At 41.7% G+C, this 16,636-nt stretch carries 13 protein-coding genes; 10 read left to right on the forward strand and 3 right to left on the reverse strand.

Going from position 1 to position 16,636, the window contains the following annotated elements; genetic code table 11:
* Nucleotides 1-148: 148 nt before the first annotated feature.
* Entirely contained in the window at nucleotides 149-2,176 is a 2,028-nt protein-coding gene (gene metG, locus H0913_RS06100; protein WP_181478174.1) for a methionine--tRNA ligase, read from the reverse strand.
* Between the two features lie 238 nt (nucleotides 2,177-2,414).
* On the opposite strand from metG, the gene apbC reads away from it, so the two are divergent.
* From apbC to asmA, 6 genes are all read left to right on the forward strand, one after another.
* Complete coding sequence (gene apbC / locus H0913_RS06105; RefSeq protein WP_006662269.1) at nucleotides 2,415-3,527, forward strand: iron-sulfur cluster carrier protein ApbC; 1,113 nt, start codon at nucleotides 2,415-2,417, stop codon at nucleotides 3,525-3,527.
* Between the two features lie 218 nt (nucleotides 3,528-3,745).
* Nucleotides 3,746-4,306 carry a LemA family protein gene (locus tag H0913_RS06110; protein ID WP_006660137.1) on the forward strand — a complete coding sequence of 187 codons (561 nt, stop codon included), beginning with the start codon at nucleotides 3,746-3,748 and terminating at the stop codon, nucleotides 4,304-4,306.
* A gap of 29 nt (nucleotides 4,307-4,335) precedes the next feature.
* Complete coding sequence (htpX, locus tag H0913_RS06115) at nucleotides 4,336-5,292, forward strand: zinc metalloprotease HtpX (protein WP_154604354.1); 957 nt, start codon at nucleotides 4,336-4,338, stop codon at nucleotides 5,290-5,292.
* Between the two features lie 171 nt (nucleotides 5,293-5,463).
* On the forward strand, nucleotides 5,464-6,108 hold the full coding sequence (udk, locus tag H0913_RS06120; protein ID WP_154604353.1) for a uridine kinase: 645 nt from the start codon (nucleotides 5,464-5,466) through the stop codon (nucleotides 6,106-6,108).
* A gap of 66 nt (nucleotides 6,109-6,174) precedes the next feature.
* A complete protein-coding gene (gene dcd / locus H0913_RS06125; RefSeq protein ID WP_036949679.1) occupies nucleotides 6,175-6,756 on the forward strand; it encodes a dCTP deaminase in 582 nt (193 codons plus the stop codon).
* A 112-nt stretch (nucleotides 6,757-6,868) separates the two neighbouring features.
* The gene (gene asmA / locus H0913_RS06130) at nucleotides 6,869-8,731 is read left to right on the forward strand and encodes an outer membrane assembly protein AsmA (RefSeq protein WP_181478176.1); all 1,863 of its coding nucleotides are present in this window, start codon (nucleotides 6,869-6,871) and stop codon (nucleotides 8,729-8,731) included.
* A 70-nt stretch (nucleotides 8,732-8,801) separates the two neighbouring features.
* Here asmA and H0913_RS06135 read toward each other — a convergent pair whose 3' ends face one another.
* Both H0913_RS06135 and H0913_RS06140 read right to left on the reverse strand, forming a co-directional pair.
* A complete protein-coding gene (locus tag H0913_RS06135; protein ID WP_154604350.1) occupies nucleotides 8,802-9,428 on the reverse strand; it encodes a hypothetical protein in 627 nt (208 codons plus the stop codon).
* 244 nt (nucleotides 9,429-9,672) lie between these two features.
* Nucleotides 9,673-11,256 (reverse strand): TerC family protein, encoded by a 1,584-nt coding sequence (locus H0913_RS06140; RefSeq protein ID WP_154604349.1) that lies wholly within the window; start codon nucleotides 11,254-11,256, stop codon nucleotides 9,673-9,675.
* Nucleotides 11,257-11,498: 242 nt separating this feature from the next.
* Between H0913_RS06140 and gndA the strand changes: the two genes are divergently transcribed.
* From gndA to H0913_RS06160, 4 genes are all read left to right on the forward strand, one after another.
* The gene (gene gndA, locus H0913_RS06145) at nucleotides 11,499-12,905 is read left to right on the forward strand and encodes an NADP-dependent phosphogluconate dehydrogenase (protein WP_108478980.1); all 1,407 of its coding nucleotides are present in this window, start codon (nucleotides 11,499-11,501) and stop codon (nucleotides 12,903-12,905) included.
* 173 nt (nucleotides 12,906-13,078) lie between these two features.
* The gene (locus H0913_RS06150; RefSeq protein WP_181478179.1) at nucleotides 13,079-14,455 is read left to right on the forward strand and encodes a DKNYY domain-containing protein; all 1,377 of its coding nucleotides are present in this window, start codon (nucleotides 13,079-13,081) and stop codon (nucleotides 14,453-14,455) included.
* A gap of 87 nt (nucleotides 14,456-14,542) precedes the next feature.
* Entirely contained in the window at nucleotides 14,543-15,736 is a 1,194-nt protein-coding gene (locus tag H0913_RS06155) for a multidrug effflux MFS transporter (protein WP_181478181.1), read from the forward strand.
* A gap of 128 nt (nucleotides 15,737-15,864) precedes the next feature.
* Entirely contained in the window at nucleotides 15,865-16,500 is a 636-nt protein-coding gene (locus H0913_RS06160; protein WP_154638978.1) for a CatB-related O-acetyltransferase, read from the forward strand.
* The last annotated feature ends 136 nt before the right edge of the window (nucleotides 16,501-16,636 follow it).

Below are 16,636 nucleotides of genomic sequence, written 5' to 3' on the forward strand. Positions count from 1 at the left end.
ACAGGCATTCATCATACAATTAACTTGGAAATTGTGCCAGAGATCACAAATAAAAACCCATAAAAAAACGGAGCTCACTAAAATGGCTCCGTTTCGTACTGATATGGCCTAAGTTTGTTGCTCAATTTTTCGAGCGACAATCAATGACTTATTTAACTTGCATACCCGGCTGTGCACCATTATCTGGGCTCAGTAGGTAAATATCTTTACCACCAGGGCCTGCTGCCATCACCATACCTTCAGAGATACCAAAGCGCATTTTACGTGGGGCAAGGTTTGCCACCATCACGGTTAAACGACCTTCCAAGACTTTTGGATCTGGGTAGGCACTACGGATGCCAGAGAATACTTGGCGAGTCTCACCACCGATATCTAACTGTAATTTCAGTAGCTTATCTGAACCTTCAACAAATTCTGCTTGTTTGATCAGCGCAATGCGCATATCAATTTTCGCGAAATCATCGAATGTGATGGTCTCTTGAATCGGATCATCCGCCAGAGGGCCGGTCAGTTGTTTAACTGGCTGAGCACTTTGCTTTGACGCTTCGACCATTGCTTCCGCTTTTGCTAATTCAATACGGTTGAATAGCGCTTTAAATGGTGCTACGTCGTGGTTCAGTAATGGCGTATTGATGGAATCCCACGTTAATTCAACTTTCAGGAACTCTTCCACGCGCTTAGTTAAGCTTGGCAGAATTGGTTTCAAGTAAGTCATTAATATGCGGAATAAGTTGATGCCCATCGAGCAGATATCTTGCAGCTCTTGGTCTTTACCTTCTTGTTTCGCAACGACCCAAGGCGCTTTCTCATCCACATAGCGGTTTGCAATATCCGCTAATGCCATAATTTCACGCACAGCTTTGCCGTATTCACGGTTAGTAAAATCGTCACCGATCACTTTTGCCGCATCAACAAATTGTTGGTATAGCTCTGGCTCGGCTAAGTTTGCGGATAATTTTCCTGCAAAACGTTTAGCAATAAAGCCTGCGTTACGTGATGCTAAGTTCACCACTTTGTTTACGATATCGCTGTTCACACGCTGTACGAAATCTTCTAAATTCAAGTCGATATCGTCGATGCGTGAAGAGAGTTTCGCTGCATAGTAATAACGTAGGCAGTCAGCATCGAAATGGTCTAAGTAAGCGCGAGCGGTAATAAATGTGCCGCGAGACTTAGACATTTTAGCACCATTAACGGTGACATAACCGTGAACAAACAGGTTGGTTGGTTTACGGTAGTTGCTGCCTTCTAACATGGCTGGCCAGAATAGGCTGTGGAAATAGACGATATCTTTGCCAATAAAGTGGTAAAGATCCGCTTTAGAATCTTTATTCCAGAATTCATCAAAGTTTAAATCGCTGCGTTTGTCACACAGGTTTTTAAACGAGCCCATATAGCCGATTGGCGCATCCAGCCAAACGTAGAAATATTTACCCGGTGCATCTGGAATTTCAAAGCCGAAATACGGGGAATCACGGGTGATATCCCACTGCTGTAAGCCAGATTCAAACCATTCTTGCATTTTGTTAGCCACTTGCTCTTGCAGTGCGCCAGAGCGAGTCCATGCTTGCAGCATGTCGCTAAATGCAGGTAAATCAAAGAAAAAGTGTTCAGTTTCACGGATAACTGGCGTTGCACCTGAAACCACTGAGCGTGGGTTAATCAGGTCAGTTGGGCTATAGGTTGCGCTACAAACTTCACAGTTATCGCCGTATTGGTCTTCCGCTTTACATTTCGGGCAAGTACCTTTGACGAAACGGTCTGGCAGGAACATGCCTTTTTCTGGGTCGTAAAGCTGTGAAATGGTTTTGTTTTTAATAAAACCATTGCTTTTTAATTTGCCGTAAATCAGTTCAGATAACTGTTTGTTCTCTTCGCTATGGGTTGAGTGGTAGTTATCGTAGCTAATCTGGAAGCCTGCAAAATCGTCCTGATGCTCTTGGTTCATTGCAGCGATCATTTCTTCAGGCGTGATGCATAATTGCTGAGCTTTTAGCATGATCGGTGTTCCGTGCGCGTCGTCAGCACAGATGAAATGAACCTCTTTGCCGCGCATTCGCTGATAACGGACCCAAATATCAGCCTGAATGTGCTCCAGAATATGACCGAGATGGATTGAACCGTTAGCATATGGTAACGCACAGGTTACCAGTAATTTATTCGCGACTTGAGACATAGTAACTTTCTTACTTCCATTATTAATAAAGGGTCTTTGATGTTAACCGATCAATAAAAATGTCGCTAGGGCAATAAAATATTAATCGGCAATTATTAGGAAAAAACGCTAGGTGGAAACAAATTTTTACTGTTTGTGGTTTTTCATTCGCTAGGCGGTCACTATTTTTTTCGTTCTCTGCTATCATGCAACGTAGTCAAAAATGTGTAGTTACAAAAAAGAAAATAAAGGAGCCGGGATGAACGATAAATCCCCCGAGCAGAACAAACCAGAACTGCTGACTGAACAAGTCTCCACTGTTTTGGCTTCATTTACACACCCAACTCTCAAGCGCAATCTGATTTCAATCAAAGCATTGCATCGTTGTGCGCTGTTGGACAATGTGTTGCATGTCGAATTAGTTATGCCATTTGTCTGGAAAGGCCCATTCCAAACGCTGATCAGCGAAAAAACAGCTGAGTTAAAGCAATTGACGGGTGCTCACGCCGTAGAATGGAAATTACGCCACGATATTACCACTCTGAAGCGTGCCAATGATTTACCAGGCATCAACGGTGTACGTAATATTCTTGCGGTGAGTTCAGGTAAAGGTGGTGTGGGTAAATCCAGTACTTCCGTGAACTTAGCGTTAGCGTTAGCGCAAGAAGGCGCAAAAGTCGGTATCCTCGACGCGGATATCTACGGTCCTTCAATTCCGAATATGCTGGGAACGACACTGGAGCGCCCAACGTCTCCAGATGGTCAGCACATGGCACCGATTATGGCGTATGGCTTAGCTACTAACTCCATTGGTTACTTAGTCACTGACGACAACGCGATGGTATGGCGTGGTCCAATGGCGAGTAAAGCTTTGATGCAGATGCTGCAAGATACGCTATGGCCAGATCTGGACTATCTCGTTATCGATATGCCACCGGGAACGGGTGATATCCAACTGACTCTGTCACAAAATATTCCAGTGACAGGTGCAGTGGTTGTGACCACCCCGCAAGATATTGCCTTAGTAGATGCGATGAAAGGGATTGTCATGTTCAAAAAAGTGAACGTGCCAGTGCTGGGTGTTGTTGAAAACATGAGCGCACATATTTGTAGTAATTGTGGTCATGTGGAGCCTATTTTCGGTACCGGAGGTGCAGAAAAATTGGCTGAGAAATACAACACTAAACTGCTAGGTCAGGTTCCGCTGCATATTTCATTACGTGAAGACTTAGACCGTGGTCAGCCAACCGTAATGCGCGACCCTGAAGGCGAGTTCGCTGATATCTATCGCGAAATTGCGTCTAATATCTCTGCATTGATGTATTGGGAAGGGGATAAGATCCCGACGGAAATCTCTTTCCGCGCCGTGTAATTAAATGGCATCGATAAAGGCTATTTGGTCAGTAATGACTAAGTAGCCTTTTTTATTGCCATAAAATCCGATTCTTTGATTGTTCTGATTTATTCTCAAACTGTTCCTTTATTGTTGTAGGCTGCGTAGAATGACGCATAAGTGAATTTCCTAGCCTGAAAATTAACGATATAGAAAATTCAGTCTTTATTCCGTTGGCGAATGCCTAAAAGGTGATTATGAAATTTTTAATTTTTATTGTCGTATTGGTGCTGATTGTTATTTATTTTTATAACCGCATCGTTGCATTACGTGAAGCAGTCGTTTCTAGCGAAACTGAGATCTCTGTTCAATTAGATCGCCGCGGTAAAGTTTTTGATAGCTTACTGGCGACGGTCAAAAAATATTTAAGCCATGAAACAGAAGTCTTCACTAAAATTACAGAGCTCAGAAGCCAAGCACAAAATGCGACGGGGGATAAAGCTCGTGAGGCGGAAGATGCGCTGTCCAAAATGGTTAGTAGCGGTGCCATCAATGTGGCAGTTGAAGCGTATCCAGAGCTAAAATCTGATGCGATCATGGCAAATTTACAAGAAGAGATCGTCTCTTCTGAAAATAAACTCTCTTTTGCTAAACGTGGTTATAACCGTTCATTAGAAACTTATAATGCGTATATCGCTTCTATGCCTGCTGCATTAATTGTTGGCATTATTCCTAGCTTGAAAATTAATAAAGAATATTGGCGTTTAGACGAAGCAGACATCAAAACTGAAGAGTCTCGCCGTATTAATTTCGATTAAATGGATGTTGCCATTGGCAGGGTTTTATTATGGATTTTAGAAACGTTATACGTAAAAACAATATCCGTACTCGGTTAGTTGTGTTGAGTTATATTGTGTTGATGCTAGTGATAGGTTTGCTTGCGGATACCGCAACCCATCCAGATGAGAGAATGGATTTTACCTCGAACCTGATAGCATTTGCGACATTACAACAACTGCCTGTGGCAACCTTTATTATTCTTGGTCTGACATTTCTAGGTTTACTTTATATTCATTTCTTTGGACATAAATTGATGCTTGCAGGAATGAATGCGAAGGAAATCACCCAAGAAGGGGCTTCAACCCCGGAAGAAAGACAGCTATTCAATATTTTGGAAGAGCTGAGCTTAAGTGCGACATTAGGTTATGTACCGCGCCTGTATATTTTAGATACTGACGAACCTAATGCATTTGCGGCTGGCTGGAATTCTCGTAATGCTTTAGTCGGCGTCACGCGTGGTTTATTACAAACGCTAAATCGCCAAGAAGTTCAAGCGGTAATGGCCCATGAAGTGGGGCATATTATCCATGGTGATTCAAAATTAACGCTGTATGTGGGGATTTTAGCGAATGTTATTTTGACGGTAACGAACGTTTTTGCTCAAGTGTTTATTCGCTCAGCAGGACGCAGCCGCAATAATTCAGCGAATAAAGCACAAACCATTTTATTATTGATGAATATCGTGTTGCCAATCATTACCAAAGTACTCTATTTTTATTTATCGCGTACCCGTGAATATATGGCGGATGCGGCAGCGGTGGATTTAACTTCTGATAACCAAGCAATGATAAGTGCCTTGAAGAAAATTTCAGGGGATCATCAAAAGCATGATTATGATGATGAAAGCACCGGACAGGCATACAGACAGGCGGCATATATTTTTAACAAGGGTGATTCTGTATTTTCAACGCATCCTTCCATAGAGAACCGAATTGCGGCTTTGGAAGGGCGTAAACAGTTTTAAACTTAGCGCGAAGCTTGCGCTTTGAAGAATAAAAAATTGGGTGCGTTTTTTTATCAGTCTTTGACGAGATAGACTGGTACAGCGCACCATTACACCCTATAATTCCCGCCAACCATAACACTATGATGTTATGCACTTCATTTCTAAAATTTTTAACCAGGTTACCATTTTATGACTGACACATCGCATCACTGTACCATTGTAGGTATATCGGGCGCTTCTGCATCTGGCAAAAGCCTAATTGCAAGCACCTTATATCGGGAGTTAAGAGAAAAGGTTGGTGATCATAATATCGGTGTTATTCCAGAAGACTGTTACTATAAAGATCAAACAGATATTCCAATGGAAGAACGACTCAAAGTGAATTACGACCATCCAAATTCAATGGATCACAGTTTACTTTATGAACATCTCAAAGCACTGAAAAGTGGTCAAGCCGTCGAAATTCCTCAGTATGACTATGTCGCTCATACTCGCAAACAGCAAACCGTCAGTTTTAAACCCAAAAAGGTCATTATTATTGAAGGTATCCTATTATTAACAGATAAGCGTTTACGCGAAGAGATGGATTTCTCTATTTTTGTTGATACACCGCTGGATATCTGCTTAATGCGCCGTATCAAACGTGATGTTAATGAAAGAGGAAGAACATTAGACTCGGTTATTGAGCAGTACAATAAAACGGTTCGTCCAATGTTCTTACAATTTATTGAACCATCGAAGCAATATGCCGATATTATCGTACCTCGTGGCGGTAAAAACCGTGTGGCGATTGATATTTTGAAAGCGAAAATTGGTGAATTTTGTCAGGACTGATAGCATCAAATATCACCAGCGATAAGCTGCCATGAATATATAAAATAATGAAGGGGGAAAGTGATCATGCGTCTTTGTGACCGCGATATAATTCAGTGGATGGATGAAGGTCGACTTGTTATTAGCCCACGTCCACCGATTGAACGGATCAACGGAGCGACTGCGGATGTTCGTCTTGGGAACCAATTTCGTGTTTTTCGTGGACATACTGCAGCATTTATTGATCTCAGTGGACCAAAAGATGAAGTCAATGCGGCATTAGACCGTGTGATGAGCGATGAAATTGTTCTTAAAGATGACGAGCCTTTCTTCCTTCACCCTGGTGAATTGGCTCTGGCGGTTACGCTAGAATCCGTCACACTACCCGATAATTTAGTTGGTTGGTTAGATGGGCGTTCTTCACTGGCAAGGCTTGGACTAATGGTTCATGTCACAGCCCACCGGATTGATCCAGGCTGGCGTGGTCAAATTGTGTTAGAGTTTTATAACTCAGGTAAGTTACCTTTAGCATTACGTCCAGGCATGGTGATTGGTGCACTGAGCTTTGAACCGCTATCAGGCAGTGCAGACAGACCTTATAACAGCCGACAAGATGCAAAGTATAAAAACCAACAAGGTGCTGTTGGTAGCCGTATTAGTCAAGACTAATACAGCAAGATAGCGAACGGCCTCTTCTATGGAGTTTGAAGAGGTCTGCAATCGCTAGCGTCAAGGAATGACAGGCGAAAGATGTGACAAATAAAGTAAAAGAGAGGGATGCATGAAACGGTTTTTAACGACGCTGATTATTTTACTTGTGGTGGTAGTAGCGGGGCTAACAGCTTTAGTGATGTTAGTGAATCCGAATGATTTTAGAGGCTACCTCGTTCAACAAGTTGAGAAAAAAAGTGGTTACCAACTTGATTTCAAAGGTGATATGCGTTGGCATGTATGGCCAACACTGAGCATCATTACTGGCCCAGTCTCAGTCACAGCACCTAACGCCAGCCAGCCTGTTTTAAGTGCTGAAAATATGCGCTTAGATGTGGATTTATGGCCGTTAATCTCCCATCGATTATCTGTTGAACAAATTGTCATTGATGGCGCAGTCATTCGCAAAACACCTGAAAGTGAACCCATTGCGACGGTTAACACCCCAGTTGCCCCCGGCGGCAGCCAAGTACCTACAGACACAACAGATAAAAGCCAATGGTTACTCGATATCAGTAAAATTGATATCACGAATAGCTTAGTTATCTGGCAAACATCAAAAGATGAATACAACCTACGCAATATTAATCTGTCACTGAAAAAAAGTGATGATAAACAAGTTGCGATGAAATTCAGCGGTAATTTAAATAAAAACCAACAAGAATTTAATTTTGATATTAAATCAGATATCGATTTATCTAAATTATCTCAGCAGGTAAGTGGAAAAATTACGCAATTTGATTACCAACTCAGTGGTGTTGATTTACCAGAAAATGGTATTAGTGGAAAAATCACCTCAGATTTCCTGTATACAAAAGCTAACTCAGGGGAGATTAGTCTTGAAAATCTCGCCATTCAGGCAAATGACAGCCAATTATCAGGCACCATCAGTATCAATTTAACCGATATTCCTGATGTAACGGTGAATTTATCCTCGCCTACTTTGAATCTCGATACGTTAATTGGGCAAGCTCCCGCTCCTGGCAAATCAAATACAGTCAGTGCAGCTTCAGAAAATACCGTCAGCAATAATGAGCGTGTAGGAGTCAAACCAGTGATTTCTGGTTCCAACATGCAGAAGTATGATTTAACGGGGCTGAACGGGTTTACCGCCCAATTTAATGTCTCAATGGATACGCTGATTTACCGCGGTATGTCGATGACCGGGGTAAAAATTAAGGGTGATAACCAAACACCACGTTTAACCATTTCTCAGTTAGAGGGGAATGCGTTCGGTGGGCAATTCTCACTGCCTGTCACCATTAACTACAGCGCTATTCCTGCGCAGGTTTCGGCAAAACCTGTATTTAATAATATTAATCTTACTCCGGTATTAAAGGCATTTAGTATGCCTGAAAAACTGAGCGGGATTATCTCATTAAATGCCGCATTATCTGGTATTGGCTACGATGATTATGCGGTTAAAAATCAGTGGCAAGGGCCGGTTAATTTTGAACTACGCAGCGCTAAGTTGGCGGATTTAAATATTCCGCAATTGATCCAACAATCGGTGTCCCGTTTCACTAATAAAATCAATATGCCAACAGATACCAACAGCTTTACCGAAGTGGATTTATTCACCGTGTCGGGATATCTCAATAAAGGCAATATGAATATTTCCTCCCTTAAAGCAACGTCTTCACTGCTGAATATTACAGGGCAAGGGCGCGTGAATATTCCAAAAGAAACCATCGATGTTAATTTAGGCGTAAATATTCTCGGCGGATGGGCTGGTGACTCTCGTTTAGTTCAGCAGTTGCGTAGTATGAATATTCCACTGCGTATTTACGGTGGTTGGAATAACTTACAGTATCAATTGGATGTGGAAAAATTACTGCGTAATGAGCTACGAACTCAAGCTAAAGAAGCTATTGGTAGCTTTTTGAAAAAAGAAGAAAATAAAGGACTAAATGATTTATTGAATGCGCTTTAGTCATCATTAAAGAGCCGCCCATAGATGGATATAAACATGTGGGCGGTCTTTTAATCACTAATGGCGATAATTAGGTATAACCGTTCTCTATTCTGTCCTTCAGTGCTTGGTTTTTTTCTGTTATTTTCTCAAGATTACTTTTCACACCTTGTGTAGAGTTGGCGTCTTCCATCTTCTTATTGATGTATCCCAGTTTTCCTTCAGCTTTAACAATACTCGGTGCAGTCGCATTAATTTTGTTATTCAGTTCATTAATTGAAACTTGCTTAGATTTATGATGGTTGTAACTGGAAATATTTAACTTATCTTGATATTCAGTGACTTTATCTTGTAATTTGTAGAATTGAGAGCTTAGGTCACAGGGTGAGTTCCAGCGAGCGCTATTCGACATAATCGCCTTAATATTGGCACGGATCTCTTGTATGCCTGAATTGATCTCTTTCTTTAGGCTAGTGATATCTTTCAAATGAACGGTTTTTTGATCCGTGGTGATGATTCTTACATGTTTAGCCTTTTTAGGGGAAGAGGTATCACTGGTCGAGTTCGCCGTCTTCAAAATAGATTTAGGCATAGGGGTAGAGTCATTATTGACGCTTTTAGCCGAACGTGAAAATTCAGTGACATTGCCTTTAGGGTCGGTCGTACTCATACGGCGAAGTTGAACCGCCGGAGTATGATTAGTTGTGATCGCCTTCATGATGGATGCTCTCATTAAAAGTTAATTATTAAACTATTTAAATTATTCAATGAGCGAATGATTTTTTCTTTAAAAAAACGCGGTTACATTTGAGTAAGATTGCATTTCCCTCATTACGGGCAAAAAAATACCGGCTCAATATTAAGATAAAGGCCGGTATTTAGATTGTATTAATCGCGACTTGTCTTAGTCACGCATTGTTTTAGTCACACACTGTCTTAATCACACATTGTCTTAAGCTAGATTAGTCATCCACATAATCGTAGCCATCACCCACAGGTGCAGGTGGTGTAATCAAGACTTTATTAACGCGATGGCTATTCACCTCAAGAGGTTGGAAAATACAGCCATTGATTTCGACTTGCTCACCTACTTCAGGAACGCGTTGTAAATGTTCCATTAAAAGACCGGCAATAGTTTCATACTCACGCTTATCATCCAGCTCCATTGGGATATACATAATTAAATCTTCCAGTGGCATAAAGCCATTGGCAATCCATGTACCATCGTCCAATTTTTGAATGTCATGGCGGGAGTCATTTTCTTCGTCGCCAACCGGTAAATTACCTGCGATAGTTTCCATCACGTCGGTTAATGTCACGATACCTTCGACTGAACCAAATTCGTCCACAACGAAAGCAAAGTGTGTATGAGCTTTTCGGAACTGTTCTAACGCTTTTAACAGTGATAAACCTTCTGGGAAAATAAGTGGCTGAGTAACCAGCGCACGTAAATTCAGTTGTTCACCACTAAGTTGCTGTTTGACGAGATCTAAGACATACACCACACCGATTGGGTCATCGCCGATACTTTCATCAACCACAACAAAACGAGAATGTGGATTTTTCTCCATCAACTCAATCAATTCAGATGAGGATTTATTAATATCCAGATAATCTACGTCATGGCGGGACGTCATAATACTTTCGACGTTGCGTTGCGCCATACCCAATACACGAGCAATCATTAAGCGCTCTTGTGGGTCAAATACAGATTGATTATCGGAGATTAAATCAGAGGTTCTTGCGTCTAATTCACCACGCTCAGTTTTGCCACTTAAAATACGTAAGACAGCCTCTGCGGTACGTTCACGTAGAGGACGGCTACCTTTTAAGAATTTACGGCGGTTAAACTGCGCAAACTGGTTGAGCATCTCTATCATGATAGAGAAACCAATTGCCGCATACAGATAACCTTTTGGAATGGCGTAACCAAAACCTTCAGCCACAAGGCTGAAACCAATCATCAGCAAGAAGCTTAAACATAAAATGACGATGGTTGGGTGCGCATTAACGAAGCTAGTCAGTGGTTTACTTGCCCAGATCATTAACATCATGGCGATAGTCACCGCTGCAACCATAACGCCGATATGGTCAACCATACCGACCGCAGTGATCACGGAGTCCAATGAGAACACCGCATCTAATACGATAATTTGCGCGACAACCGCCCAGAAATTGGAGGTTTTACGTTGATTGTTGGTATGCTCGTCCTTTCCTTCTAACCGCTCATTTAGCTCCATAGTGGCTTTAAACAAGAGGAATATCCCCCCGATAAGCATTATCAGGTCTCTGGCGCTAAATGGATGCTCAAATAGAGTTAGGATAGGTTGGGTCAGCGTGATCAACCATGAAAGGCTGAATAATAGAATGATACGCATTACCAGGGCACACGTTAACCCTGTGATACGAGCTCTATCACGCAGTTTAGCTGGGAGTTTATCGGCCAGAATGGCGATAAAAACGAGGTTATCAATACCAAGAACGATTTCAAGAACGATTAGGGTAGCTAAACCCGCCCAAATCGAAGGATCTGCGATCCATTCCATACAGTTTGTTTTACCTTCTGATATGACGGCTTATACCGACTGGTGAATAATGAGGTTTGTTGACCTAAATATCAATAAAAATTCATTCAAGTAGCGTGATATTTGGCAAAAAATGATTCGATTAGTTTATCGATTGCATCAATAACTACCATGGAGCAGCATCCTGAGTTAACATGTGATCCCGTTAACAGAATGTCAGCACAATCGAGGCTGACTTGGTCCTAATCAGACAGGAGTTTTTCATGTCAAAGCAGCAGATTGGTGTTGTCGGAATGGCGGTCATGGGTCGCAACTTAGCCCTGAACATCGAAAGTCGCGGTTATTCAGTCTCTATTTTTAACCGTTCAAAAGATAAAACTGATGAAGTCATTGCCGAAAATCCAGGGAAAAAATTAGTTCCCAACTACACGATTGAAGAGTTTGTCGACTCTCTGGAAAAACCACGCCGCATCCTGTTGATGGTTAAAGCGGGTGAAGCAACGGACAAAACCATTGCTGCATTAACGCCACATTTAGACAAGGGCGACATTTTAATCGACGGTGGTAATACCCTGTATAAAGACACAATCCGTCGTAATCGCGAACTGTCAGAACAAGGATTCAACTTCATCGGTACAGGTGTTTCCGGTGGTGAAGAAGGCGCACTGAAAGGCCCTTCAATCATGCCTGGTGGACAAAAAGAAGCATACGAATTAGTTGCCCCAATCTTAAAAGAGATTGCAGCGAAAGCGGAAGGCGAACCGTGTGTGACTTACATTGGTCCAGACGGAGCTGGTCATTATGTGAAAATGGTTCACAACGGTATCGAATACGGTGACATGCAATTAATCGCTGAAGCTTACTCTTTATTAAAAGGTTCTCTGAACCTGAGCAATGAAGAGCTGGCGGAAACGTTCTCTGAGTGGAACCAAGGCGAACTGAGCAGCTACCTGATTGAAATTACAGCGGATATCTTCAAGAAAAAAGATGAAGAAGGTAAATACCTGGTAGATGTGATTTTAGATGAAGCGGCTAACAAAGGTACTGGTAAATGGACTAGCCAAAGTGCTTTAGATCTTGGCATCCCACTGACTTTGATCACTGAATCTGTCTTTGCGCGTTATATCTCTTTCCTGAAAGACCAACGTGTTGCTGCATCTAAAGTTTTAACGGGTCCAGTACTGAAAACCGTTGAAGGTGATAAAAAAGTCTTTATCGAGAAAGTACGCCGTGCACTTTACTTAGGTAAAATCGTTTCTTACGCTCAAGGCTTCCAACAATTGAAAGCAGCGTCAGATGAATACAACTGGGATCTGAACTACGGCGAAATCGCGAAAATCTTCCGTGCTGGCTGTATCATCCGTGCGCAGTTCCTGCAAAAAATCACTGATGCATACAATGATAACGCGCAGATCGCAAACTTACTGTTAGCACCTTACTTCAAGCAAATCGCAGATGAGTACCAACAAGCTCTGCGTGATGTTGTCTGCTATGGCGTGCAAAACGGTATCCCAACACCAACATTCTCAGCGGCTATTTCTTACTACGATAGCTACCGCTCAGCGGTACTGCCTGCGAACTTAATTCAAGCGCAGCGTGACTACTTTGGTGCTCATACTTATAAACGTACTGATAAAGAAGGCGTTTTCCACACTGAGTGGATGGAATAAAGATAAACCGTTAGGTTATCTTCCATAAGTGAAAAAAGGTGCTCAATTGAGCGCCTTTTTTATTTCTAGCTTTTTATACACTTTCAGACTTCGAGTATTTCTTTCCTCACGCTTTTCCCGTTGAATACTCTGACAAAAAATAGACTAAAAAAACAAAGTAGGTATTCCACAGCATGAAAGCCAAAATAATTATTCTTACAGTATTCGGCATTATTTTTATTTTATCTTGTGCATTTATATCCGGCATCGTGCTTTCTATGAACAAAGAGCCTAGTTCTGAGCTCCGCCATAATGGTGAGAAGCTCGGCTACAGTATTTACACCATTTATAATGATAAAGTGTATGCGAGTGTTCCAAGTAATGGCGATTATCTGATAGAGAATGCAGACCCTTCTAGCTTTACGTTATTACCTGAAAGTTCGCGTTATGAGCAGCAAGTGGCATTAGATAAAAATCATGTTTATTGTGGAAATTTAGCAATCCCTGCATTTAATCCTAACAGCGTGATAATCGTGGGGAATGACTATTTTACCGATGGAAATCAGACCGTATATTGCTCAATGGGCTCAGTAAGAAATTATGACCTTTCAACAATGGATGAATTATTTCAGTCTTGGTTATATGGTTGGGATTTAGGGAGTAAACCGCAAACCTATATTTATCCGATGAAGCCACTTCCCGCATCATCGACGCCATATCAAGCATTATTATCACGTTATTTGGCAACTGACGGGCAGCGTGTTTTTTATAAAGGCGAATATATGCCGGATGCTGATCCTGCGACCTTACAGGATATTGGTACGGTACAAGATGATAACTCTGTACGAGATAGCCTTCATTTTTATCGTGATAATCGGAACGTCTATTACGACCAATATAAATTGCCAATAAAGAGTCATTCTGGTTTATACAGCTTGATATTGGATGGGTTATTTCAAGAAGGTTATTTGATTGATCCGCAATCTGGCAATGTGGCGATGAATGATATTTTATTTCCTGAGCAACATGCTCCTTACCAGCTAATAAGCCGTAATGGCCAGCATGTGAATCAAGCGTTATTTCTCTCTAAGGATGGCGTATTTTTCTATCATAGAGAAAAAGAAACTATTGTTCGCGCGGGAGCGAATCCCTTTATTGACGGTGAATTAAAGGAAATAGCGCCTTTAGTGTTCACTCATAATAACCAAACGTATTATCTACAGGATTCCGAGATTTGGGGAACCAATAAAAATCCGGGGTTAATTTCACGGAGTACAAAAATTTATCGTTTCAATGAGACGAATAGCGCACCATGGGAAAAGGTGGGTGATTTAGATAATCGCAGATTTGGTCAGGTATGGAAAAAAGGGGATGAATATTATTATTTTGATAATTTAGGCTCCACTCAATTAATTCGATATACCATTTATCGGATCGATAACCAGCGTACCGTGTACCGTTTATTGAACGAAAAGTTATTACCAAGAGATATTCGTGTCTTGATTGATAATGATGATTTACAGCCGATAAGAGGCACCGAAGTGGTTCATGCAATTACCAAGTATCGATAAGATTCGATATCTATACAGAAATTCTGATATTATCGATAGCCATTTTCGAAATCGCTATCGATAACTCACCTGCTCAGAATCGGTCATATGCATAAATTTCTCGCTTTATTATTACTTTTAGTCCTATTAGGGCCTCTTGGGATAGATCTGTATTTACCGACTATTCCAGCTATCGCTAAAGATTTAGGGAGTAGCGAGTCTATAATCCAATCGACCATCGGATTATTTATTTTAGTCTTAGGGATTGGACAGCTAATTTCTGGACCATTAGTCGATAGATTTGGTCGTAAGCCTATCGCTATCATTGGGTTAGCTATTTATCTAGTTGGCTCCATTGTGGCCGCATTTTCAACGACGGCAGGGTTATTTATTGCTTCCCGGCTGTTACAAGGAGTGGCTGTGTGCTGCACCTCTGTAGTGGCATTTAGTTGTGTCCGTGACCGTATGAATGGCACAGAAGCCGCGAGAGCATTTGGTTTTTTAAACGGAACACTTAATATTGTGCCCGCCTTGGCGCCTTTATTAGGGGGATTGCTGGCGGAAGCATGGGGATGGCGAGCGCCATTTTGGTTCTTGGCGATTTACGCTGTGGCAATTTTCTTGCTGATTCTATTTTTCCTACCAGAAACGCGCCCAGTCAGTTTACTGCAGGTTAAAAAGCTTCAATTTAAGAGCTATTTTCGAATTTTAACCAGCGAGCATTTTTTGATTTTTGCATTGGTAAATGCCGGCGCAATGGGCATGGCACTGACGTATGTCTCTCTAGCCCCTAGCGTATTAATGGGGGATGCTAAGCTATCGCCTCTCGCATTTTCGATTGTCTTTGGTGTTAATGGTTTCTGGATCATGCTGGCGAGTTATATCGCGAATTACTGCATTCGAAAAATGGGGCGTCCAGCGTGTTTATCAATCGGTAGTGTCATGATGGCACTTGGTTGCATCGGCTTATTATTCGGTTTGATGGTACTTTCACCTGAAATGCAAACCCATTGGTTAGTGTATATGTTGCCGGTTGCCTGCGCGTGTACAGGGCTTGCCTTTATGATGGGCACGGCGACAAGCTATGCGTTAGAGCCATTTGGCAATGAAGCTGGGGCGGCATCAGCCCTCGTGGGGTTTGTGCAAATGGCGGGTGGTGCTGTATTAGGGTTATGTGCAATTGCGTTACCGATAGCACCGAAATTGTCCCTTGCTCTAGTGATGCTAGCGGGATGTATTTTCGGATTAATTGCAAGAAAAACCAGTATAAAACGCGCAGCCATAATAGAGAAAATAGAGTAATCGTTATGGTTAATAATCCATTATTAAAGCAGCCGAGGATCGGTTAGCGGTGATGTAGTGTGAACGCAATTACATCACCATAGAATGCGTTCTATGGTAATTAAATACTGATTTAAAGGTTATTTACCATGAAAAATAAACATTGGTCGAAAACGCAGTTATTACATGAAGTTGTTAAAAATCCCAATATCCATCTTAAAGGACGCCACAGTTATTATAGTGATTGTTGGGATGGCGGTTTTGAACAGTCTGTCGTGCGTTATTTACAAGGCGATGAACAGAGCCGAGATTGGCAATTAGCTTGGGATATCGACCAACTTTATATTGGCAATTATGTGTGTATTGGGGCGGAAGCCGTTATTTTGATGGGGGGAAATCATACCCATCGATTAGATTGGTTCTGTTTGTACCCTTTTCTTGAATATATTGAAGAGGCCTATATTGGTAAAGGCGATACCATTATTGGCGATGGCGTTTGGATTGGAATGCGGGCATTTATTATGCCGGGCGTTCAAATAGGGGAAGGTGCGGTGATTGCGGCAAACAGTGTCGTGGTTAAAGATGTGGCGCCTTACACCATTGTTGGTGGTAACCCTGCAAAGCCAATTAATACGCGCTTTTCCCCTGATGTAATCGAGCAATTATTAGCGTTGAAGATCTATGAATGGCATGAAGATAAATTCGAAGCATTGAAAGTGTTTATTTGCAATTCGGATTTTCAGGCCTTAAGAGAGGCTAGCGAGCAGTATGACGAAACTCATTAATAGGGAATAGTGCTTAAAATCTTTTTTTTCAATTTGAAGGGTTATCGCTCGATAGCCCTTTTTAGGATTAATTACCCATCATTTTGTGACTACCTTGGCTTATTTATTACCATAATACGAGTACGTTAATTAGGCA

Source organism: Providencia rettgeri (genome assembly GCF_013702265.1).
GTDB classification, from domain to species: Bacteria; Pseudomonadota; Gammaproteobacteria; order Enterobacterales; family Enterobacteriaceae; genus Providencia; species Providencia zhijiangensis.